The sequence below is a fragment of the Brevibacillus brevis genome (genome assembly GCF_001039275.2).
Classification (GTDB): domain Bacteria; phylum Bacillota; class Bacilli; order Brevibacillales; family Brevibacillaceae; genus Brevibacillus; species Brevibacillus brevis_C.
In genome coordinates this window covers 1,736,196-1,758,119 of sequence record NZ_CP030117.1, presented here as the reverse complement: position 1 = coordinate 1,758,119, position 21,924 = coordinate 1,736,196, and the positions used below count along the sequence as shown (strand labels likewise).

At 48.3% G+C, this 21,924-nt stretch carries 21 protein-coding genes and 1 riboswitch; of the genes, 1 reads left to right on the top strand and 20 read right to left on the bottom strand.

The window, feature by feature from the left end:
- Nucleotides 1-11: 11 nt before the first annotated feature.
- Both sdhA and AB432_RS08930 read right to left on the bottom strand, forming a co-directional pair.
- Nucleotides 12-1,766, bottom strand: coding sequence for a succinate dehydrogenase flavoprotein subunit (sdhA, locus tag AB432_RS08935; RefSeq protein ID WP_048031982.1), 1,755 nt, complete (start codon nt 1,764-1,766; stop codon nt 12-14).
- Nucleotides 1,767-1,785: 19 nt separating this feature from the next.
- Nucleotides 1,786-2,397, bottom strand: coding sequence for a succinate dehydrogenase cytochrome b558 subunit (locus AB432_RS08930; RefSeq protein WP_048031981.1), 612 nt, complete (start codon nt 2,395-2,397; stop codon nt 1,786-1,788).
- A gap of 429 nt (nt 2,398-2,826) precedes the next feature.
- Here AB432_RS08930 and AB432_RS08925 point away from each other — a divergent pair, with 429 nt between their 5' ends.
- A complete protein-coding gene (locus AB432_RS08925) occupies nt 2,827-3,279 on the top strand; it encodes a YslB family protein (RefSeq protein WP_048031980.1) in 453 nt (150 codons plus the stop codon).
- A gap of 49 nt (nt 3,280-3,328) precedes the next feature.
- On the opposite strand, the gene AB432_RS08920 is transcribed toward AB432_RS08925, so the two are convergent.
- The 18 genes from AB432_RS08920 to AB432_RS08835 form a co-directional block, all read right to left on the bottom strand.
- Nucleotides 3,329-4,570 carry an aspartate kinase gene (locus AB432_RS08920; protein ID WP_048031979.1) on the bottom strand — a complete coding sequence of 414 codons (1,242 nt, stop codon included), beginning with the start codon at nt 4,568-4,570 and terminating at the stop codon, nt 3,329-3,331.
- Nucleotides 4,571-4,800: 230 nt separating this feature from the next.
- A riboswitch (Lysine riboswitch) is annotated at nt 4,801-4,988 on the bottom strand.
- Between the two features lie 102 nt (nt 4,989-5,090).
- On the bottom strand, nt 5,091-6,872 hold the full coding sequence (gene uvrC, locus AB432_RS08915; protein WP_048031978.1) for an excinuclease ABC subunit UvrC: 1,782 nt from the start codon (nt 6,870-6,872) through the stop codon (nt 5,091-5,093).
- A gap of 38 nt (nt 6,873-6,910) precedes the next feature.
- The gene (locus AB432_RS08910; protein ID WP_048031977.1) at nt 6,911-7,162 is read right to left on the bottom strand and encodes a DUF2164 domain-containing protein; all 252 of its coding nucleotides are present in this window, start codon (nt 7,160-7,162) and stop codon (nt 6,911-6,913) included.
- Nucleotides 7,163-7,287: 125 nt separating this feature from the next.
- A complete protein-coding gene (locus tag AB432_RS08905; RefSeq protein WP_048031976.1) occupies nt 7,288-8,001 on the bottom strand; it encodes an ABC transporter ATP-binding protein in 714 nt (237 codons plus the stop codon).
- A 1-nt stretch (nt 8,002) separates the two neighbouring features.
- Nucleotides 8,003-8,764 (bottom strand): ABC transporter ATP-binding protein, encoded by a 762-nt coding sequence (locus AB432_RS08900; RefSeq protein ID WP_048031975.1) that lies wholly within the window; start codon nt 8,762-8,764, stop codon nt 8,003-8,005.
- Nucleotide 8,765: 1 nt separating this feature from the next.
- Complete coding sequence (locus AB432_RS08895; RefSeq protein ID WP_048031974.1) at nt 8,766-9,737, bottom strand: branched-chain amino acid ABC transporter permease; 972 nt, start codon at nt 9,735-9,737, stop codon at nt 8,766-8,768.
- Nucleotides 9,738-9,742: 5 nt separating this feature from the next.
- Nucleotides 9,743-10,609, bottom strand: coding sequence for a branched-chain amino acid ABC transporter permease (locus AB432_RS08890; protein WP_048031973.1), 867 nt, complete (start codon nt 10,607-10,609; stop codon nt 9,743-9,745).
- Between the two features lie 146 nt (nt 10,610-10,755).
- Nucleotides 10,756-11,943: an ABC transporter substrate-binding protein gene (locus AB432_RS08885; protein WP_048031972.1), complete on the bottom strand. Its 1,188-nt coding sequence runs from the start codon at nt 11,941-11,943 to the stop codon at nt 10,756-10,758.
- A gap of 183 nt (nt 11,944-12,126) precedes the next feature.
- Complete coding sequence (gene trxA, locus AB432_RS08880; protein ID WP_007722428.1) at nt 12,127-12,444, bottom strand: thioredoxin; 318 nt, start codon at nt 12,442-12,444, stop codon at nt 12,127-12,129.
- Nucleotides 12,445-12,584: 140 nt separating this feature from the next.
- On the bottom strand, nt 12,585-12,872 hold the full coding sequence (locus tag AB432_RS08875; protein ID WP_048031971.1) for a hypothetical protein: 288 nt from the start codon (nt 12,870-12,872) through the stop codon (nt 12,585-12,587).
- 108 nt (nt 12,873-12,980) lie between these two features.
- Nucleotides 12,981-13,940 carry an electron transfer flavoprotein subunit alpha/FixB family protein gene (locus AB432_RS08870; RefSeq protein ID WP_048031970.1) on the bottom strand — a complete coding sequence of 320 codons (960 nt, stop codon included), beginning with the start codon at nt 13,938-13,940 and terminating at the stop codon, nt 12,981-12,983.
- A 20-nt stretch (nt 13,941-13,960) separates the two neighbouring features.
- Entirely contained in the window at nt 13,961-14,728 is a 768-nt protein-coding gene (locus AB432_RS08865; protein ID WP_048031969.1) for an electron transfer flavoprotein subunit beta/FixA family protein, read from the bottom strand.
- Nucleotides 14,729-14,780: 52 nt separating this feature from the next.
- Nucleotides 14,781-15,554: an enoyl-CoA hydratase gene (locus AB432_RS08860; protein WP_017251082.1), complete on the bottom strand. Its 774-nt coding sequence runs from the start codon at nt 15,552-15,554 to the stop codon at nt 14,781-14,783.
- 117 nt (nt 15,555-15,671) lie between these two features.
- On the bottom strand, nt 15,672-16,262 hold the full coding sequence (locus AB432_RS08855) for a fatty acid metabolism transcriptional regulator FadR (protein WP_048031968.1): 591 nt from the start codon (nt 16,260-16,262) through the stop codon (nt 15,672-15,674).
- Nucleotides 16,263-16,413: 151 nt separating this feature from the next.
- A complete protein-coding gene (locus tag AB432_RS08850; protein ID WP_048031967.1) occupies nt 16,414-18,114 on the bottom strand; it encodes an AMP-binding protein in 1,701 nt (566 codons plus the stop codon).
- Nucleotides 18,115-18,317: 203 nt separating this feature from the next.
- On the bottom strand, nt 18,318-19,307 hold the full coding sequence (locus AB432_RS08845) for an LCP family protein (protein WP_048031966.1): 990 nt from the start codon (nt 19,305-19,307) through the stop codon (nt 18,318-18,320).
- A 53-nt stretch (nt 19,308-19,360) separates the two neighbouring features.
- Nucleotides 19,361-20,536, bottom strand: a complete 1,176-nt coding sequence (locus tag AB432_RS08840; protein WP_048031965.1) for an acetyl-CoA C-acetyltransferase — start codon at nt 20,534-20,536, stop codon at nt 19,361-19,363.
- A gap of 65 nt (nt 20,537-20,601) precedes the next feature.
- Complete coding sequence (locus AB432_RS08835) at nt 20,602-21,525, bottom strand: 50S ribosomal protein L11 methyltransferase (RefSeq protein WP_048031964.1); 924 nt, start codon at nt 21,523-21,525, stop codon at nt 20,602-20,604.
- Nucleotides 21,526-21,924 lie beyond the last annotated feature (399 nt).

Below are 21,924 nucleotides of genomic sequence, written 5' to 3'. Positions count from 1 at the left end.
TTCCTCCTCTCTTATTTCTTGTCAGACGTATAGTCACGTTTACGTGGTGCGATCAGGGATACGTCGATGTCTTCATAGTAGATTTCAGGCGCAGTTGTTTCAGCATTGTACTTCGCCATTGTCGTCTTCATGAAGTTCTCGTCATCACGCTCAGGGAAGTCAGGCTTGTAGTGAGCACCGCGGCTCTCGTCGCGCTTGAGCGCACCGATTGTGATCGCGCGGGACAGTACGAGCATGTTCCAGAGATGACGGGTAAACGCCGCACCAGAGTTGCTCCATTTATTTGTATCGTTGATGTTGATTTTCTTGTAGCGTTCCATCAGTTCAACGATCTTATCATCCGTTTTTTGCAGACGGTCGTTGTAACGTACTACCGTTACGTTGTCAGTCATCCACTCACCCAGTTCCTTATGGATCAGGTAAGCATTTTCTGTTCCGTCCATTTTCAGGATGCTGTCGTATTTCGCTTGCTCTTGGCTAGTAAAGCCATCGAAGAGCGTGGAAGACAGATCATCAGAGGAATTTTTCAAGCCTTTGATGTACTCGATCGCTTTTGGACCTGCAACCATACCGCCATAGATCGCGGACAGGAGGGAGTTCGCACCCAAACGGTTAGCACCGTGCTGAGAGTAATCGCACTCACCTGCTGCAAACAGACCAGGGATATTGGTCATTTGGTTGTAGTCTACCCACATACCGCCCATAGAGTAGTGAACCGCAGGGAAAATCTTCATTGGAACTTTACGTGGGTCATCCCCAACGAATTTTTCGTAAATCTCGATAATGCCGCCCAATTTTACATCCAGTTCTTTTGGATCTTTATGGGACAGGTCGAGGTATACCATGTTTTCGCCGTTGATACCCAGCTTCATATCTACGCAAACGGAGAAGATTTCGCGAGTCGCGATGTCACGCGGAACCAGGTTTCCGTATGCAGGGTATTTATCTTCCAGGAAGTACCAAGGTTTACCGTCTCTGTACGTCCATACACGGCCACCCTCACCGCGAGCAGACTCGGACATCAGACGCAGCTTGTCGTCGCCAGGGATTGCAGTTGGGTGAATTTGGATCATCTCACCATTGGAGTAGATAACCCCTTGTTGATACGCCGCAGACGCTGCTGTACCTGTATTGATAATCGAGTTCGTCGATTTACCGAAGATGATACCAGGTCCGCCTGTTGCCAAAATAACGGCATCCGCACGGAAGGATTGAATTTCACCGGAACGCATGTTTTGTGCAGTAATCCCGCGACAGGTTCCTGTATCGTCCAAAACGGCTCCGAGGAAATCCCAATATTCGTACTTGGTTACCAGACCTTCAGCTTCATAACGGCGTACTTGTTCGTCCAATGCGTACAAGAGCTGTTGTCCAGTTGTCGCACCCGCAAAAGCGGTACGGTGATGTTTGGTTCCCCCGAAACGACGGAAGTCCAACAAACCTTCTGGCGTACGGTTAAACATAACGCCCATACGGTCCAACATATAGATGATGCCAGGTGCTGCATCGCACATTGCTTTAACCGGCGGTTGGTTTGCCAAGAAGTCTCCGCCATATACTGTATCGTCGAAGTGCTCCCATGTGGAGTCGCCTTCCCCTTTGGTATTTACCGCTCCGTTAATACCGCCCTGCGCACAGACAGAGTGGGAACGTTTTACCGGAACCAGGGAGAACAGCTGAACAGGAACGCCTTTTTCTGCTGCTTTGATGGTAGCCATCAAGCCGGCCAAACCCCCACCGACAATGATCAGTTTACCTTTTGCCATGAGTTTTGTCCCCCTATCCCTACAAAATGAAAGCCGACATCGCACGCAAGCCGATGAAGGTTACAACTACGAATACGCCCAAAGTCACGAATGTTGCAATACGTTGGGAACGCGGCCCAACTGTAATTCCCCAATGAACCAGGAACGACCACAGTCCGTTGGAGAAGTGGAAAGTCGTGCTAATAATCCCGATTGTGTAGAATACGATCATTGCAGGACTGCTCAAAATGTTTGCCATCATGTCATAATCCACGTGTGCACCCAGTGCTTTTTGGATACGGGTTTCCCAAACATGCCAAACAATAAAAATGAGGGTAATGACTCCTGTAACGCGTTGCCACAAGAACATTTGGTTTCGGAAGTAACCGAAGTTCCCTACGTTATGCTTCGCTTGGAACGCAATGTAGAGACCGTAAACTGCGTGAAACAGGATCGGGAGGTAGATCAAGGCAAATTCAAGTACTAACAGAAATGGAAGGCTTTCAATGAAGCCTACTGCCTGGTTGAAAGCTTCAGGCCCACGAGTCGCTTGATAGTTGGCGGTCAAGTGGAACACGAGGAAGAGCCCGATCGGAAACAAACCAAGAAGTGAGTGTAGCTTGTGACTGAGAAAGCTATGGCCTTTCGCCATACAATGGTCCCCCTTTCAATGTATGTAACTCTCAATTCTGTGAAAAACGTCAAGCATCACCGCAAGCGGTCCAAAACGGTTTTCGGCCGTTTTGATAGACCTTTCCCCAATATCCTAACCCATTGCCTCACCCATTAGACATAGCAAAACCTCCACGATCATTTTATGAAGAGCATCTTGACGCTGTTCACAAAAAGACTGCGTTCGCTAGATCATATGAATTTGTCGGAATGTGTCAAAATTCGAGAAAAAGTTGGGCAAAACTTTGACCAAATCCAATTGTACTCTTGTCGACACAGAGCGTCAAGACAATCAATGTACTAAATACATTGATAGAATAACTTTGTTTAGTCCAGCTATTTTTTCTATTACGATGTCATGAATGTGAGCCCATCCTCATAATCTAGTACAGACAGGAGGGAAGCACATATGAAAGAGAAGGATCAGCTAGCAGCACTGTTGCCACCGGAGACCATTCCCTATGCGGAAAGAATGAATATGCCCTATCTTGGCTATCATCTTCTACGTGAAACGCTGACCAGCACCCTGCTAGGTGATAGTGAAAACCATATCCTCTATTGGATTGGAAAAAACATGGGCCGCCAAATCCCCATTCAATCTGCAACTGGCCCGATTATGCCTTTTATTCGACTCGGATTAGGCCAGCTAGACGTCGTGGAGGAGACCCGGCAAACTATCGTCTATTCGCTCACTCATTCTATTTTTAGCTACCAGTCTATAGAGAGACTGGCATGCAGTCTTTCTTTTGAGGCTGGAATCATCGCTGGTATGATTGAGCAGTGGAAAGAAAGAGAAGCGTTCAGCAAAATCGAGATGGAAAGCCCTTCAGACATACGTATATCTGTACAAGTGGCGTCATGAAGAAAATGCCCCCTCTACCTATAACAAAGGGAGAGGGAGCATCCATATTTTATACTCCGTGCACAACCGCGGTTTCCTCGACATCCAGACCATATGCCGAATGAAGACTGCGAACAGCCAGCTCCGTCAAGGCTGCTGGAATGACGCAAGAAACCTTGATATCAGACGTAGATACCATTTTAATAGAAATTTCTTTTTCTGCCAGGACGCGGAACATTTCAGCAGCTACCCCTGGATTGTTGATCATACCCGAGCCAACAATCGATACCTTGGTCAAACCTTCCTCGAAATCGACTTTTTCAAAGCCAAGCTCGTTTTTGTTTCTGTCCAGCGTATCCAGTGCTTTTTTCAGGTCATCCGCTGCAACGGTAAAAGAAATGTTCGTAACAGACGCATCATAGGAGCTTTGGATAATGATATCGACGTTCACCTGATTGTCCGCCAGCGTATTGAACAGACGGGAAAGCGTCCCGACCTTGGCAGGCATGCCGACAACCGTGATTTTGGCTACATCTTCATCGTGTGCAACTCCACTTACTACTCTTCCTGTTTCCATGTTGGCAACCTCCTCAACGTACGTACCATCTTCGGCAGTAAAGCTGGAGCGGACGACCAGCCTTACCTTGTATTTTTTCGCAGCCTCTACTGACCTTGGATGAAGAACCCCTGCACCGAGGTTCGCCAGCTCCAGCATCTCATCATACGAGATCGTATCCAGCTTGCTCGCTGCTGGAACCATTCGCGGATCAGCTGTATACACCCCGGACACGTCCGTAAAGATTTCGCATTTCTCAGCGTTCAAGCTCGCTGCGAGTGTAACCGCAGATGTATCCGATCCACCGCGGCCGAGCGTCGTAATTTCACCTTCGTCACTGATCCCTTGGAATCCTGCCACGATCACCACACGACCACGGCCGAGCTCGGATTGAATCCGCTCTGGATCAATCTGCTTGATCCGTGCTCTTCCGTGAATCGCCTCCGTAGTGATTCCAGCTTGCCAGCCCGTAAGAGAAATGGCGTCGTAGCCTTTTGTATGCAAAGCCATCGACAAAAGCGCGATCGATACCTGCTCCCCCGTGGTCAGCAGCATATCCATTTCACGCTCGGATGGGTATGCGCTAATCTGCTTGGCCATGTCTACCAACACATCAGTAGATTTCCCCATTGCAGAAACAACGACTACCACATCATGTCCTTCCTCTTTGTAGCTGATAATTCGATCCGCAACTCGTAAAATTCGCTCAATGGTACCTACAGAGGTGCCTCCGTATTTCTGCACGATCAACCCCATGCGGCTTCTCTCCCTTTTTCTCATATCCAATTTGGTATTTATCTCGTATTGTATGGTTTTTCACTATTCTCTCTATAAGGAAAAGTCTTGCATTTTTATTTTACAAAAAAGGCACCGACAAGGAATAAGACCTGCCGCTGCCTATTGTTTCGACATACCGGTTCCTCCCTCCCAATACACGCGGACAACGAAGATTGACAGTAAACACCATCAAAACTCACATTGACACACCGTGAGATAGCTCTCCATCTGACAATTGGTCATTGTGCAGATGACAGTCCTGCATTTGTTCAACGCAGACCCAGCATGGAGAAAAGCGGGTTTCCCTCCACACTTCGGCGAATTCCCCTTTCCCGTCCCCTTCACAGATACCCGATCTCAGGGTGGTACTCTTGGTTTTCGCGCCTCTACCTCACTCCATAATGGAAGTGAGGCTAACTATTCTGTTTGAATCGGATTATATCATGAGTCTAAAAATGGATCAATTCCTTTTTAGAGGTTATTCCAAAAGTTACATTTGCTATGTGTCCAGCTTACGCAGATGCCCGATGATTTCTTTTGCCAGCTTGTCGCCGATCCCTAGTTGGCGGAAGTCTTCAACGGTCGCCTCACGCATTTTTTTCAACGAGCCAAAATGAGAGAACAACAGCTTGCGTCGTTTCTCACCGATACCCGGAATTTCATCCAACTGTGAGGAAAGCATCGTTTTCGTCCGGGATTGTCTGTGGAACGTAATAACAAAACGGTGGACTTCATCTTGGATGCGCTGCAACAAATAAAACTCATAGCTATCACGTCTAAGATTCACAGGCTCTGGCGGATCTCCGTACATGAGCTGAGCAGTGCGGTGCTTCTCATCCTTCGCGAGTCCACAGACGGGAATATAGAGACCCAGCTCGTTTTCCAGCACGTCCATAGCCGCGCTGATTTGACCTTTTCCACCATCAATCACAATCAGATCGGGCATAGGCTGGTTTTCTTTCAACAGGCGAGAGTATCGACGGCGAACGACTTCGCGCATGGAGCCGTAATCATCTGGTCCCTCGACGGTTTTGATCTTGAATTTGCGGTATTCCTTTTTGTCAGGGCGGCCGTCTGTAAACACAATCATCGCAGACACAGGCTCTGTTCCCTGAATGTTGGAGTTGTCAAACGCTTCAATTCGATGAGGAACCGGAATCCCTAAAATGTGACCGAGATTGTGTACCGCTTGGACCGTACGAGCATCGTCCTTGGACATCAGCGCGAACTTCTCCTGCAAAGCAATACGGGCGTTCTCCGAAGCCATCTTCACGAGCTCATGCTTCTTGCCTCTTTTCGGAGCATGGACTTTGATGCCCAGCCACTCACTCAAAAGCTCCGGTTCACTCTCTTGCGGGAGCAAAATTTCTTTTGGCAGTGCATTTTGCTTGTCGTAGTAGAACTGGCTCACATAAGACATGAAGTCTTCGGTTTCGCTTCCATAGTATGGAAAGGAAGTCGTCTGACGCTCGATCATCTTCCCTTTTCGCATATAGAACACCTGAATGCACATCCAGCCTTTTTCCACAGCAAACCCGATAATGTCGCGGTCTACCGTATCGGTGAACGTGATCTTCTGCTTCTCCATCACCGCTTCGATGCTCTTGATCTGATCGCGATATTCCTTGGCGCGTTCGAACTCCATGTTTTCTGCGGCTTGCAGCATTTTTTCCGTGAGGGTTTGCTTCATTTCCTCATGGCCACCATCGAGGAATCGGCTGATTTCATCCACCAAACGCTGATTTTCCTCTGCCGATACCTCGTACACACAGGGCGCTAGACATTGTCCCAAATGGTAGTAAAGACAAACCTGCTTGGGCATATTGCGGCATTTGCGCAACGGATAGAGGCGATCAAGCAGCTTCTTCACCTCGGAGGCATCTCCAGCATTCGGATACGGACCGAAATACTTGGCTTTATCTTTTAGTACCTTACGGGTAATCTCCAGGCGTGGCTGCGCCTCATTCGTAATTTTGATGTACGGATACGTCTTGTCGTCGCGGAGCATGACATTGTAACGAGGGTCATGCTCCTTGATCAGGTTGCACTCGAGGATGAGCGCCTCAATTGCTGAGGATACCACAATGTACTCAAAGTCCACGATCTCACTGACCAACAGCTGCGTCTTTCCGTTATGACTGCCTGTAAAATAAGAGCGGACGCGGTTTTTCAGCACCTTGGCTTTTCCTACGTAAATGATTTCCCCGCTCGCATTTTTCATCAGGTAGCAGCCTGGCTTATCTGGCAGGACGGCCAGCTTATCTTTTAAGGAGCTGTTCATGGCTGCCCCCTCCTCTTTGCTCTATATCTGCCTTGCATCTATTTGTTCTTGTGGAATGGCTTTTCCAATACATACAGTTCATCTTCTAAAGAACTCATCCGTTCCACCAGCAGCTTGCGGCTGTCTTGTACCCCTTGATTGTAATAGAAGGGGCCGAGTTCTTTCGAAAAAAAGGCAATCAACTCTTCCGTCTCCAAATTGCCGAGTGTCTCCGACCGTTCTTCTTTAAAATAGCGCTGTACTTGATGAACAAGATATTCCATTTGCTCTCTCGTCAATTTGGTTGGCATCGTATCCGGCTTCCTTCCCTTTTTCGCATCATAAGAGAATATACGTTCTATCCTTCATAGTACCATGGAATCCATACGAAAAAAACTGCCGCCTCATTCCATGGCGACAGTTTTTTATAGGCAGACTAGTGCTTGCGACCGCCCAAATATGCTTCTTTTACACGCTCGTCGTTTAACAACGCTACTCCTGTGCCATCCAATACAATTTGCCCTGCCTCCAGTACATACCCGTAATCAGCAATTTTGAGGGCCTGTTTGACATTTTGCTCTACGATGAGGACGGTTGTACCTTCCGCATTGATTTCTTTGATCACCTTGAAAATGTCCGCCACCACGATGGGAGCCAACCCCATCGACGGCTCGTCCAAAAGCAACAGCTTCGGTCGAGACATCAAAGCGCGGGCAATGGCTAGCATTTGCTGCTGACCGCCAGACATCGTCCCCCCCAATTGAGAAAGCCGTTCCTTGAGGATAGGGAACCAGGCCATCATTTTTTCCATGTCGTCCTTGATGCCTTGTGCATCGTTGCGCTGGAATGCACCCATCTCCAGGTTTTCCAGCACGGTCATCTTCCCGAGGATCGCACGTCCTTCTGGTACCAAAGCCAGTCCAGCTTTTACGATCTGATGTGGTCTCGAACCCTCTATACGTTTACCGCAAAACGTAATCGTCCCTGCTTCAGGCCTCAGTTGACCTGCGATCGTACGCATGGTTGTAGTTTTGCCCGCTCCATTCGCCCCGATCAGCGAAACGATTTTGCCCTCAGGGACTTCCAGCGTGATCCCGCGAATCGCTTTGATTTGACCGTAGGAGGTCGTCAAGTTTTGTATGTTCAGCATCTTATTCGTCCTCCTTGCCGAGGTAGGCTTCAATCACATCTGGATTGTTTTGCACCTCTGCCGGGGTGCCGTCGGCAATTTTGACCCCAAAGTTGATACATACGACCTTTTCACACAGGTTCATGACCAATCCCATATCGTGTTCGACCAATAGGACAGTCGTCCCGTCATCGCGAATTTTTTTGACCAGCTCCATGAGTGCTTTCGTCTCAGTCTCGATCATTCCGGCAGCAGGCTCATCCAAAAGTAAGAGCTTTGGCTCAGTAGCCAGTGCCCGTGCAATCTCCAGACGCCGTTGTTGACCGTAAGCCAATGTATCCGAGCGCACATCAGCAATGTCAGACAAGCCTACGAATTCGAGAAGCTCCTCTGCTTTTTTGGTAACCGCCTTTTCTTCCGCACGTTGTCCCGGTGTTTTCAAAAGGGAAGCCCAGAAGCCTGCCTTCATGCGCGAATGACATCCTACCTTCACATTGTCCAACGCACTCATGTGACCGAAGAGGCGAATATTTTGGAACGTCCTCGCAATCCCCATTTCAGTAATTTTGTTCGGTGCTATTCCATTTAACTTTTGTCCGGCAAAAGAAAAAGTCCCCGTCGTTGGTTCGAATATGCCCGTTGCCATATTGAAAATCGTCGTTTTCCCCGCACCATTCGGACCAATCAAGCCGACAATTTCTCCCTCTCCGACAGTAAAAGAAACGTCACGAAGAGCGGTGATGCCGCCAAAGCTTTTTCCTACGTTCGCAAGTTCCAGCAACATCCTATACGCCCCCCTTCGCTTCCTTATCCGATGACTTGCCCCGACGACGCTTGAACAGCTTTTGGAACGTGTCGGCACCGATCAAGCCATGCGGACGGAACGCCATTACTCCGACCATGATCAAGCCGTACATGAGCATTTTGTACTCGGCCAAACCACGCAGCACCTCCGGCAATGCCGTAAGAACCAAGGCACCAAACAGCGGCCCCCATACGACTTCGCTGCCGCCGATCACGGCATAAGACAGTATCTCTACGACTTTATGATAGTTAAAATCATCTGGCGTAATGGTCGTCGTAATGTGAGCGAACAATCCTCCACAGACCCCTGCCAAAATTGAACCGATCACAAAAGCAAGCATTTTGTAATAGTTGACTTGCAATCCCATCGCTCGTGCCGCCGTTTCATCTGCTTTGATCGCTTCAAAAGCACGCCCCAGACGCGAACGGTTCAGACGCAGCGTCAGGAAAAGCACGAAAGCAAACAGGAGCAGCATAAACACAAAGGTCGATAATGACTTCATTTGCATAACCGAAATGCCAAGGGTTTGCGCTTTTAACCCCATTGCTTTTTCAAAATCGTACAAGTAATTGCCTATCGATTGAAGTCCGGTCAATCCGAGGGCGCCATTTGTAATCTCCATATTGAGAAAAATAACGCGGATCACTTCACCAAAGCCAAGCGTAGCAATTGCCAGGTACAAGCCGTGGAGCTTCAATGTCGGAGCACCGATCAAAAGGGCAATCAGCCCAGCCGCCAGTCCTCCGATTATGATGGCGATAAACAACGGCATGTCCGCTTGCTTCGTCAAAATACTCGCCGTAAAAGCACCAATGCTCATAAAGCCCGCATGCCCCAAGGAAAGCTGGCCCGTCGAGAGCGTAATGTAAATACTGATCGCCAAAATACTGTTTAACAGGATAAAAGTAAATACCTGTAAGTTATATGGATTGAGAATGTCCAATGTCTGCACCTCCCTTACGCTTTGCGTCCAAATAGTCCTTCCGGCTTCAAGAGTAAAATGAGAATGATCAAGCCAAAAGCAACCGCATCCCGATACGACGAGTCTCCGTACGCGACGGTAAACACCTCGATAATCCCAAGCAATACGCCACACACCATGGCCCCGGGAATGCTGCCTACCCCGCCTAAAATCAAAACGGCCAAACCTTTGAAGCCAAGGGTCATCCCCATCGTTGGAATGAGAGCAGAGTACGCCATCCCGATCAAAATGCCTGCGACACCTCCCAGTGCCGAAGCAAGCATGACGGTCACGACAATGACCATATTCGTGTTAATCCCCAAAATATTTGCTGTATCCGTATTTTCAGCCGTCGCGCGAATGGCTTTTCCCATTTTCGTTTTTTGAATCCAGAAATGCAGGACGAACATTAGCAACACAGAAATCCCCAAAATAACGAGATCGACGCTGCGAATTTGAATGAGCCCCAAGTCAAAAGTGGTATCCCCGAAAGATTGCGGGAACGCACGGGAGTCAGCACCGAAAAACTTGTGCATGGCTTCCTCCATCAAAATGGCAAATCCAATCGTACTGATCAGCGATGCCAGATGGGGTACATTTTTTTTACGAAGTGGGCGAAGCGCCGTATACTCCAGCACAAGACCCAAAATGGCCGAAATCACGACTGCCACGATCAGCGCTACCCCTAATGGCATATTCAGGCTGGTCATCAATACCAAGCCAACCAGTGATCCAAAAATAAAAATTTGGCCGTGTGCCATATTAATGATTCCCAGGACACCAAAAATGAGCGTATAGCCCAATGCGATTAATGAATAAGTGCTACCAACTGTCAAACCGTTGACTAATTGCTGCCAAAACAAATGCCTCACCTCACTGTTAAGTGGTTCATAGCCACCGATGATTGCGTTATTCTCGCTGGATCAGCAAGCGAAGAGCATTCTGGTACTTTCTGATCCAGCGAGATAACGGATAGAAAAAGAAGCCCGGAGCGACCCCGGGCACGATGCTATTCAAACGGGACGAATTTGCCTTCTTTTGCGACAACGACAACCGCATCACCAATCGGATTGCGTTTCTCGTCAAAAGACAGTTTGCCGGATACACCTGTGAAGTCTTTTAGCTGAGCCAATTGTCCGCGCAACTCTTCGCGATCTGCTTTTCCTGCGGCAAGCAGTGACTGCGACATGATATACAGCGAGTCGTATGCTTGGGCAGCGAACTGGTCAGGCTTTTTGTTGTATTTGGCTTCGAATGCTTTTACGAAGGCTTGTACTTTATCATCTTTCTTTTCAGGGCTGAATGGAGTCGCAACGATCAAGCCCTCAGCAGCTGGACCAGCAATTTCGAAAACCTTCGGATTATTGAAGCCATTCCCACCAAGAATGGTCCCTGTAAAGCCCAGCTCACGTGCTTTTTTCACAACCATGGAGCCTTCTTTGTACAAAGCGGACACAAGCAAAGCGTCTGGGTTTGTTTGCTTCAACTTTGTCAATTGTGCCGAGAAATCCACATCGCCATTTGCGAAAGTCGCTTCGCCGGTAATCTCCAAGCCCAGCTTTTCAGCGGTTGCTTTCATGACCTTGTAGCCATTCACGGAGAAGTCATCGTTGGATGCATGGATGAGTGCTACTTTTTTCAAGCCATTTTTCTCCACGGCTGCTTTCATCGCTGTCGGGATCGCAATGGATTCAGGCAAAGAATTGCGGAACACGTACTCCCCGATATCATTGATTCCTTCTGATGTGTTGGAGATACCAAAAATCGGGGTTTCCGCCTCGTTTGCCACTGGTCCTGCTGCAAACATTTCACCGGAAAGTGTCGGTCCGATGATCGCCACGACATTATCCTGATTAATCAGTTTATTTACCGCATTAATCGCGCCTTCTTTTTCTCCGGCGGAGTCTTCAAACTTCAGCTCGATCTTGAGCTTCCCTTTGTTCGCTTCATTCAACTCGCCCAGCGCCAGCTCCAATCCTGCTTTTTGCGCTTCTCCATAGGCTGCGCCAGATCCAGAGAGGAAACCAACGACACCGATTTTTGCTTGAATCTCTTGGCCTTCGGTGCTAGTTGCTTGTCCAGAGCCACCTTCTCCTGTTACAGGAGCACTTGTGTTTCCTCCGCTTGAACATCCGACCATCAATACCGCCCCTAGCGAGATTGCCGCCAGCGAGCGCATCAAATGAAATCCCTTCATTAGAAAAGCCCCCTTTATTTTCGAAATAAATTGAATATATGAAGTTTAATCAAAGTATTCTAAAAACGCAATTATTTTCGTTCAAGTAAACTTAATTTTTTGACAAACGATCGCTCAGAATTCCATTTCCACTTCATAAAAAAAAGCGGCACATTACATGCCGCTTTACTCATTGCATTGCTCTTACAGATGTTTGCCTACAGTTGCCATAAGCGCTTCTTTTGGTTGGAAGCCAATCACTTTGTCAACTGGTTGACCGTCTTTGAATACGATCAGGGTTGGGATGGACATTACACCAAAACGACCAGCAGAATCTGGGTTGTCATCCACGTTTACTTTGACGATTTTGAGCTGGGAGCCCACTTCACCGTCGATTTGCTCCAGTACAGGAGCGATCATTTTGCAAGGGCCGCACCATGGAGCCCAGAAGTCAACCAGGACTGTACCGCCTTGCTCTACTTCCTGGGAAAAGTTTTGGTCGGTAGCATTTACAATTGCCATAGAAGTTACCTCCTTGAATTTCAATTACTAAATAAAGGTTCCTAACGGTTATCAGTATATCATTCAAACACCAAATTGACTACGCCGCTCCACACTTTGCCCTGCACTTCTCGTTATAGTCTGTCCAGTCTGGCCGCACCTTATTGCCCGACTTGCTTTAGCCGGTTAATCTCCCGTTCATGGTCACTTACTTTCCGATGCAGCAGATCAAGGTCTGCATCGATATGTTTATTTTGGCGTTCCAACCTGTCTAATCGTCGCGTAGCGTCATCGCGGAATTCGTACATTTCATCCCGAAACACGTACATCTCATCTCGAAAATCATACATTTCTTTCTTAAACTCGCGTAGCTCCTCCTGCGTTTCTTTAACCAATCGGTTATTCTCTGCCACCATGTGTATCAGTTGTTGCAAAAGCTGTTCGCTCATCCCGATCACCTCTCCTTACTGCCTATTATACCAAGCATGGAAAGCATAAAGTAAGCCTTATGGACAAAAAAAGCGCCCCCAAAAGGAGCGCCTTGTACCGTCTTTCTGTTATACCAACACTTTTTTAAACTCAGCCGTCAGCAATGGCAGTACTTCGAACAGGTCGCCTACGATACCGTAATCAGCCACTTGGAAGATTGGCGCTTCCGGATCTTTGTTAATGGCAACAATGACCTTCGAGCTGGACATACCAGCCAAGTGCTGGATCGCTCCCGAAATCCCGCATGCGATATAAAGATCAGGTGTAACAACCTTACCTGTCTGTCCGATCTGCATGGAGTAGTCGCAATAGTCTGCGTCGCAAGCGCCACGAGATGCACCAACAGCCGCACCGAGCACTTCCGCCAGATCGTACAACGGCTGGAAGCCTTCTGCACTCTTCACGCCACGTCCACCGGAAATCACGACTTTTGCTTCGGAAAGGTCTACTTTGCCGCTTGTTTTTCTTACAACATCTTTTACGATCGTGCGCAAATCCTTGATTTCCAATTCAACTGGAACCACCACTGCCGTTTTCGAAGAGTCAGCAGCGCCGATGGCAATGTTGTTTGGACGAATCGTAATAAATGTTGTTCCATCAACGAATTTGCGTGATTGCGTTGCTTTTCCTGCATAGATCGGGCGAACAAATACTGGGCCAGCTTCTACACTTGTTACATCCGAAACTAGACCGTAACCAAGTCTCGCTGCTACGCGAGGTGCGATATCACGACCGATCGCGGTGTGCCCCAAAACTACTGCATCTGGAGAAGCCAGCTCAATCAACTGCGTGAGTGCCTGTACATACGCATCTGGCGTGTACTGTGCCAACGCTGTATGATCAGCCGTATACACCGTGCTCGCACCGTGATGACCCAATGTCACTGCATGCGTTGCTGCATCTGCTCCGAATACACCTGCTACAATTTCGCCGCCCTCAGCCAATGCTTGTGCTGCAGTCAATGCTTCCAGCGACACGTTGCGAAGTTGTCCGTCACGTACTTCTGCCAATACAAGTACTTTTTTCATGGATATCCTCTCCCTCTCGCTTAGATCACTTTCGCTTCATTGCGCAACAGTTGCACCAATTCCGACGTTTGAGCTGCTAATTCGCCAGAGAGAATGCGACCCGCCTGCTTTTTCGGAGGTAATGTCTGATCGACGATTTCTGTCCTTGCTTTTACCTCATCCGCAGTAATTCCCAAATCGTCTGCGCCGAGTCTATCCAATGGTTTTTTCTTCGCTTTCATGATACCTGGGAGAGAAGGATAGCGCGGCTCGTTGAGTCCTTGCTGAGCCGTAATCAAAACAGGAAGGCTCGTCTCCACGACTTCCAGGTCCCCTTCTACATCGCGCTCTACTCGTACGTTCGTCCCGTCCACCTCTAGCTTCACAGCAGTCGATACATGGTTAATTCCCAGTTCTTCTGCCAGACGAGGACCGCCTTGGCCAGCCCCGGAGTCTACAGCCATTTGTCCACCAATGATGATATCGAAGCCAACCTTTTTCGCTACGGCAGCCAATACTTTGGCGGTCGTGAATTCATCTCCGAACAGAGACTCGTCATCCACCAGAACAGCCTTGTCTGCGCCCATTGCCAAAGCAGTGCGCAGTGCACTTTCAGCACGGTCTGGGCCGACGCTGATTACGGTTACTTCGCCGCCATGATCTTCCTTGAGCTTGATTGCCTCTTCTACAGCGTACTCATCGTAGGGATTAATGATGAATTCAACGCCATCTTCGGAAATTTGTCCGTTTTGGATGACGATTTTTTCTTCTGTGTCAAACGTCTGTTTCAACACAACCACGATATTCATCAGGATGCCTCCTCCTTAGTGGTACCTCATACTTGTGAAGCTATATGCTTAACTACCGATCTGCAAATTGCGGCTTGCGCTTTTCGAGAAATGCAGTCACGCCTTCTTTTACGTCCTCCGTCGCGAAAGCATCACCAAAGAGCTTTGCTTCTTGCTCCAAGCCTTGTGACAACGACAGCTCCGTTGTGTTATGGATGGACGCTAGGGCAAACTTCAGGGTAATCGCGCTCTTACTTGCGAAAACAGCCGCCAGCTTTTGCGCTTCTGCAAGCAACTGCTCTACGGGATAAACTGCTTCCACAAGACCGATACGCAGAGCTTCCTCGCCACCGATCATCTCAGATGTGAGAATCATTTGTGTCGCTTTGCCACGACCAACCAGACGTGGTAGACGTTGTGTACCACCGTAGCCAGGAATGAGTCCGAGATTCAGCTCTGGCAGCCCGAGCTTGGCTTCAGGTGCTGCAAAGCGGATATGGCATGCCAACGCAAGCTCCAATCCTCCGCCAAGGCAAGCGCCGTTAATTGCTGCAATGATTGGCTTCGGGAACGTTTCCAAGCGATTGAACAATGCTTGACCCTTCTTCGCCAGTTCTTCCGCATTATCCCGATTCAGTTGGGTAAATTCTTTGATGTCCGCTCCTGCAATGAAAAACCGACCTTCGCCAGTCAAAACGATCGCTTTGATCTCATCGTTATTTTCCCACTGGTCCAAAAGTTCACTCAATTGACCGAGCACTGCTTGACTGAGTGCGTTAGCAGGCGGGTTGCTAATCGTAACCGTAGCAACGCGATCAACGATTTCTACATTCCAATGCGACGCCATTCCTCTCCCCCCAAACTCTCTCCATATATAAAACAGCTACTTTTTCAATCCGAGCGATCGCTCAGTCTTGCTGTTTCCATTGTAACAAACGTTTTCATGCAAAAAAAGCTTTTCTTTTCATTCTTTTCCCTTCATACCAAGCAGGAAGAGGTTATGAATGGAATCAACATAAGAGACAAGGTCGTACTTGCACTGTTTCATCACCCAAGATGTCGTCACTTCGTCCAGCGTTCCAAAAATCATTTTGCGCGTAATCCGCACCTCGAGATCGGATCGGAATACGCCCTGTTCCATACCCTCTACGATCACTTCGTCAATGAGGTTGAAATACTGCTTCATCACGTTGCCGATTCCTTCACTAATGATCGGACTGGATTGGCGTAGCTCGATTTGCGTCACTTTTGCCAGATCATGGTCCTTGGATAGCTGGCTCAAGTGTGCATGAATGAGTACATACAGCTTTTGCTCAATGGTCGTCGCTTCCGAAATGTGTTTGCGGTTTGTCTCCACAAACTGGCCCATCTTTTCGTTAAACAGTGATATCAAAATATCATCCTTGTTTTCAAAATAGAGGTATATGGTGCCATCTGCTACCTTCGCCTCTTTCGCAATTTTCGATACCTGGGCACTGTAATAGCCCTGTCTGGCGATTACTCGAACAGCAGCATCAATAATGGCTTGATACTTTTCCCCCGTTTTCTTTGCCATAACTACCTCCATGTTTACTAACATTGATGACCAAATGAATGATCACTCATTCATAATTAGTGTAATACAGGGCCACTCCTCTGTCAATCGCAAGAGGTCAGCAAAAAAGGCCGCTTTCCGCCTGGGATCGCAAGCCTCAAAACATCCGCTACTAGCTCGTTTTGATTTCTTCCTGGGCTTCTCTTTTTTTCTTGTCTTCTTCTTGTAATTGACGACGCAATACTTTTCCGACCATGGTTTTGGGCAAATCTGTACGAATCTCGTATTGTCTCGGAATCTTATAGGCGGCAAGTCTCTGTCTGCAATGCGCTTCCAGATCTTCTTCGCTCGCGAGCTGTCCATCCTTGAATACGACGTATGCTTTGACTGTTTCGCCCCGGTACGGATCTGGGACACCGATGACTGCTGCCTCCTGGATGGCGGGATGCTCAAACAGCACTTCTTCTACTTCGCGCGGATAAATATTGAAACCACCGGCTATTATCATGTCTTTTTTGCGATCTACGATATAAAAATAGCCGTTTTCGTCCATGTAGCCCATATCTCCCGTCAAAAACCAACCATCCTTTAATACGGCAGCGGTATCTTCTGGGCGATTCCAATAGCCGAGCATGACTTGGGGTCCTTTAACGGCCAACTCCCCGACCTCGCCTTGGGGCATCTCTTCTCCTGTTGCCGTATCCACAATTCGGCAATCCGTATCTGGCCATGGCATTCCGATGCTTCCCGTAATGCCTTTTTCCCAAATGGGATTGGAATGTGTTACGGGAGAAGCCTCCGTCATCCCATATCCCTCGACCAGTTTTCCGCCCGTCAACTCTTCAAATTTGAGCTTGACTTCGATCGGCAACGGAGCTGATCCACTGACACATGCGTCGATGGAAGAAAGATCATGCTTCTTCAAGTCCGGGTGGTTGATGAGACCGATATACATGGTTGGTGCCCCTGGGAAAAGAGTAGGCTTGCGCTTGTCGATCATTTCAAATATTTGTTTCACGTCGAATTTGGGGACGAGAATAATTTCTGCTGCGATACAAATGCCTTTGTTCATCACGGTAGTCATCCCATACACGTGGAACAGTGGGAGCACACACAAAATCCGTTCCTTTCCCTTTTTCAGCTTGTAAAGGACCGCTTGGCACTGGATTGCATTCGCAATGAGATTGGCGTGCGTCAGCATGACGCCTTTGGCAACACCTGTTGTCCCCCCAGTATACTGGAGGAGCGCGATATCCTGGGTCGGATCGACTGGTACTTCAACAGGCTTGGTAGCGCTTTCTTTTAGGACGGAAAGAAAAGGCTCAATATCTGCGCTGTATGTAACCTGCGGATTTTGTCCTTGTTTCTTCTGCACGAACGGATATAGCCATTTTTTCAATAAGGGAAGGAAATCGCCAATGCTTGTGATGATGATTCGTTGAAGTGAGGTAGATGCACGGACTTGGGTAACACGTTTGTACAACAAATCCAGTGTGATGATGGTCTCGGCGCCTGAATCGTTCATTTGGTGAATCAATTCTCGCTCGGTATACAGCGGGTTGGTCATGACCACGATCGCGCCTGCAAAAAGCGCTCCGTAGTAGCTGATGACGGCTTGAGGAGTATTTGGCAGCATAATCGCCACGCGGTCGCCTTTCTTTACACCGCGCTTGATCAATGCATTGGCAAATTGGTATGACAACTGCAAAAGCTCTCGATACGTAATGCTTTTTCCCATGAAATAGATCGCGTTACTGTCTGGATACATAGCTGCAGACTGCTCCAGAAAATGCGTCAAAGGAACACGGGGGTAATCCAATGACGGCGCAGTTTCGGGCGGGTAATTGGCAATCCAAGGCTTGGCATTTGACATGGTCATTCCCTCCATCCCTTAAATGGCCTTGCCTCTCCCTATGATCTACATTCATAATCTCTTCCTAATGACTATTGTATTCGAAACATATTCAATTTTCCAACTAAAATCATGTACTTTCCATCTGGGGCAATACCATTCGACGAAAAAAGGACACAGCCCCTAATGACAGCCGTGTCCTTTGCCCTTATGCTTGATATGTCTTACGGTGTTACTTCCTTGATAATTTGCTGGCGTGCTCTTTCCCGCTCATCTGTTGGGACGAGATGATACCAGCCAACAATACCTTTATGCCAAATGCGTTCATCCTGCCCGACCAATGTATCAGCTTGGATGGAGTTCGGAGTTCCATCGCCATAGGACAATAACAGAGAGGCGATTTCCTGCTCGGTGAGGTCCGTTTTCACATGCTGACCCAGTATTTCCATGAGTGAAAATGCCTTGGTATACGATTGGAGCGAGGTGCCTTTGGAAGCCAATGCTGTGAGAATCTCCTGCTGTCGGTCAATCCGCATGTAATCACTGTCTTCCTTGCCTAAATCACTTTTGCGATAACGAGCGTAATCCAATGCCTGCTCACCTGATAAAGTCTGCAGCCCTGGTTGAATGTCGATGTACGTGTCGTCGCTCGGATCGCTGTACTTCATACGTTTCTTCACATCGACAGTGACACCACCCAGCTCGTCCACAATTTGACGGAAGCCATCGAAATCTACGGAGATATACCGATCAATTTTTATTTGTAAAAATTTTTCCAGCGACTCTTTCACCATCTTTGGACCACCAAAAGCCATCGCATGGTTCACTTTGTCGTATCCTTTTCCCGGGAGCTCCATGTAGCTGTCACGCGGAATCGCCAAAAGGTAGACGGATTGCTTCCCGGGATGAATCGCCGCAAGCATGATTGTATCTGAACGTGCACTTTCCCCGTCTCGACTGTCTACACCAAGAAGCAGGGCGACGAAAGGCTTCAACGGCTCTGTTCCTGTCAAAAGATTACGTGGAGGAAGGGAAACAGTTGCCTGTTTTGCACTCCCTTTGGCTCCATCAATCGGAGCATACCACTGATTTGTCATTTGCTTATATTGATAGGCACTGTAGGCAACCAGCAGCAACGCCCCGATCGCCAAGCAGGATAAGGTATGAAACGCAATCTGTTTTCCATGTCGCTTGAAAAAAGACCATATAAACATGACAAAGCCTCCCCCTTTGCTTCCATTTTTAACAGGGGAGACTTCGTTTAAACCTATGTGCGTTCGACAACCATTGCCATACCCATCCCGCCGCCAACACACAGGGCAGCCAAGCCTCGTTTCAACTGTCGTCTCTTCATTTCGTGCAGCAAGGTTACGACAATTCGGCAGCCAGTAGAACCGACAGGATGACCCAGTGCGACGCCGCTTCCGTTCACATTCGTTATTTCCCTCGGCAGCTCCAGTAGTTTTTCCACGGCGAGGTATTGCGCGGCAAAGGCTTCATTTACTTCAATCAGTTCGATGTCCGCGAGCGTCAAACCGGCTTTTGCTAATGCGCGCTTCACTGCTGGAACGGGTCCATATCCCATCAAATCGGGTTCTACTCCCGCTACTGCCCATGAGACAATTCTGCCGAGTGGTTCGATCCCGAGCTCTTTCGCTTTTCCTTCTTTCATCAAAACGGCTGCGGACGCTCCGTCGTTGAGCCCGGAGGCATTACCTGGCGTCACTGTACCATTGTCACGGAAACTGGGTCTTAGCTTCGCTAGACTGTCCAAGGTCACTCCCCTGCGAGGGAATTCGTCTTCCGTTACGATGATTTCTTCGGTGCGCTTTTTAATTGGGACCCCGATAATCTCTTCGGCAAACAAACCGCTGTCTATGGCTCGGATCGCATTTTGCTGACTGCGCAAGGCAATCTCATCCGACTCCTCGCGCGTGATCCCATAACGATCGACCAGACGTTCTGCCGTCTCGCCCATTAGGATTTGATGGTGTGGGTCTGTTAACAATTCCCACATCGCATCAGTCATTTCCCCATGTGTCAATCGTTTGCCCCAGCGCGCATTTTTCAGGACATACGGGGCATTGCTCATGCTCTCTACGCCGCCTGCCAGGACGATTTCACTGTCGCCTAAAAGGATTTGGGAAGCGCCACTCGCAATCGCTTGCATGCCGGATGCACATTGACGTTGAATCGTGTAGCCTGTCACTTCTTTCCCCAAGCCTGCATCCAATGCTGCCACTCGCGCTATGTTTGGCTCGTCTGTCCGTTGAATGCAATTCCCTAAAATGACTTCATCGATCTGAGAAGCTTCCAGACCAGATCGAGCCATGACACCACAAATGACGGTTTCTGCCAGCTTGCGAGCGCTTACATCTTTCAGGACGCCACCAAACGTACCGATTGGCGTACGTCCGGCAGCAGCAATGACAACCTGCTCCATTGGTTTTCCCCTCCATTGAGTACCCTATTTTCTATATTGTCTCACACGGAAGTTACAAGACGGTTCTAAGCGATGTTTTTCAATACAACGGTAACCCATTCGTCTTTTTGGCTTTCTTTCTCTACTTGGAAGCCTGCTTGTTCAAATGTGGCGATGACCGCTTCCCGATTCCATTCGACAATTCCCGAGAGAATCAAAATTCCTTCAGGAGCCATTCGCTCTGTAATCATCGGAAGCATCGCGACATTTTCATCGCCTCCGATGTTGACCAGAATGACATCAGCTTGGTCAGGCAATTGAGACTTCACAGCGTCCTCGCTCGCATCCCCAATCACGACTTGTACAGCGTGGTCTGGAAGGTGGTTATTGGTCGCATTGACGAGAACCTGATACTCGCTTTGTGGATTAATATCAACTGCCCATACAGGATGCTTCGCTCCATTCAAAGCGCAGTACAAAGAGAGAATTCCTGAGCCAGCTCCTACATCAATGACTTGCTTACCCTCCAGCTCCATGTCTTGCAAAAACATTAGAATGTCCTGCGTCGTTCCATGATAGCCGGTTCCGAAGGCTGCACCTGGATCGATCCATAGGATATGCCGTGCGGACTCCAGTGCTGCGGGGTCCGTCCATGTTGGTGCCACCCACCAGTCGCCTATCTTGACTTCCCGGAACTCCTCTTTCCACGATTCATTTTCTTCAGCTACGAGTTCTACTTCTTTAATGGTGACTTGTCCATTCCAGCGCTGAATGTAGGTCTTCAGGCGAGCTACATGCTCCTCTTCACGATCGTGCTGGGGTTCAAATAAATACCCAACAAGTGGACCTTCCGTATTTTCTGCGTAATCATATCCGTTTTCCGTTGTCAGTACTTCGATTTGCGGTTCGATCCAGCCAAGCGTGTAGGAGCTGGTCAAAACCTCTGCCACAAACAAATCCTCAATCTCAGGTTCCACTAGTAATGTGTATTTGAGCCACATGCTTTCCATGATGAAAAATGCTCCTTCCCTTTTGCTGTCATTCGCCCCTATTCTTGCGGACATCTATTCACTCATATGTGGATGGCAAGGATGATAGAGAACATGGTATGATAGTAGAATGGACTAACATAACCGCAGGGAGGCTTACCATGTTTGACGAATTTTTTTACCGTCGCCGCAAAAATAAGGGGCTTTTCATCGTCATGATTGCCCTCATCGTTCTTGGCATCGGCATGTTCGGTATGGGTTTCCTCTATATGTTCTCGTAAATCGGAACAACATCATTATACCCTACGAACCGCGCTGCACCCACTGTATCTGTCCAAACAATTAAGGCGTGAAGTTTTCTACTGTGGTTGCTTTACTTCCCCTTGTTTACTCGATTATACTTGAGAATGTATTTTTCCT

Coding starts and splice junctions, on each gene's coding strand:
- AB432_RS08930 (WP_048031981.1), bottom strand. CDS start 2,397: ATGGCGAAAGGCCATAGCTTTCTCAGTCACAAGCTACACTCACTTCTT.
- AB432_RS08865 (WP_048031969.1), bottom strand. CDS start 14,728: ATGAATATCGTGGTTGTGTTGAAACAGACGTTTGACACAGAAGAAAAA.
- AB432_RS08875 (WP_048031971.1), bottom strand. CDS start 12,872: ATGAGCGAACAGCTTTTGCAACAACTGATACACATGGTGGCAGAGAAT.
- trxA (WP_007722428.1), bottom strand. CDS start 12,444: ATGGCAATTGTAAATGCTACCGACCAAAACTTTTCCCAGGAAGTAGAG.
- AB432_RS08920 (WP_048031979.1), bottom strand. CDS start 4,570: ATGGGGTTGATCGTGCAGAAATACGGAGGCACCTCTGTAGGTACCATT.
- AB432_RS08905 (WP_048031976.1), bottom strand. CDS start 8,001: ATGCTGAACATACAAAACTTGACGACCTCCTACGGTCAAATCAAAGCG.
- AB432_RS08855 (WP_048031968.1), bottom strand. CDS start 16,262: ATGGCAAAGAAAACGGGGGAAAAGTATCAAGCCATTATTGATGCTGCT.
- AB432_RS08850 (WP_048031967.1), bottom strand. CDS start 18,114: ATGTCAAATGCCAAGCCTTGGATTGCCAATTACCCGCCCGAAACTGCG.
- AB432_RS08835 (WP_048031964.1), bottom strand. CDS start 21,525: ATGGAAAGCATGTGGCTCAAATACACATTACTAGTGGAACCTGAGATT.
- AB432_RS08900 (WP_048031975.1), bottom strand. CDS start 8,764: ATGTTGCTGGAACTTGCGAACGTAGGAAAAAGCTTTGGCGGCATCACC.
- AB432_RS08910 (WP_048031977.1), bottom strand. CDS start 7,162: ATGCCAACCAAATTGACGAGAGAGCAAATGGAATATCTTGTTCATCAA.
- AB432_RS08845 (WP_048031966.1), bottom strand. CDS start 19,307: ATGTTTATATGGTCTTTTTTCAAGCGACATGGAAAACAGATTGCGTTT.
- sdhA (WP_048031982.1), bottom strand. CDS start 1,766: ATGGCAAAAGGTAAACTGATCATTGTCGGTGGGGGTTTGGCCGGCTTG.
- AB432_RS08925 (WP_048031980.1), top strand. CDS start 2,827: ATGAAAGAGAAGGATCAGCTAGCAGCACTGTTGCCACCGGAGACCATT.
- uvrC (WP_048031978.1), bottom strand. CDS start 6,872: ATGAACAGCTCCTTAAAAGATAAGCTGGCCGTCCTGCCAGATAAGCCA.
- AB432_RS08885 (WP_048031972.1), bottom strand. CDS start 11,943: ATGAAGGGATTTCATTTGATGCGCTCGCTGGCGGCAATCTCGCTAGGG.
- AB432_RS08870 (WP_048031970.1), bottom strand. CDS start 13,940: ATGAAAAAAGTACTTGTATTGGCAGAAGTACGTGACGGACAACTTCGC.
- AB432_RS08840 (WP_048031965.1), bottom strand. CDS start 20,536: ATGGAGCAGGTTGTCATTGCTGCTGCCGGACGTACGCCAATCGGTACG.
- AB432_RS08860 (WP_017251082.1), bottom strand. CDS start 15,554: ATGGCGTCGCATTGGAATGTAGAAATCGTTGATCGCGTTGCTACGGTT.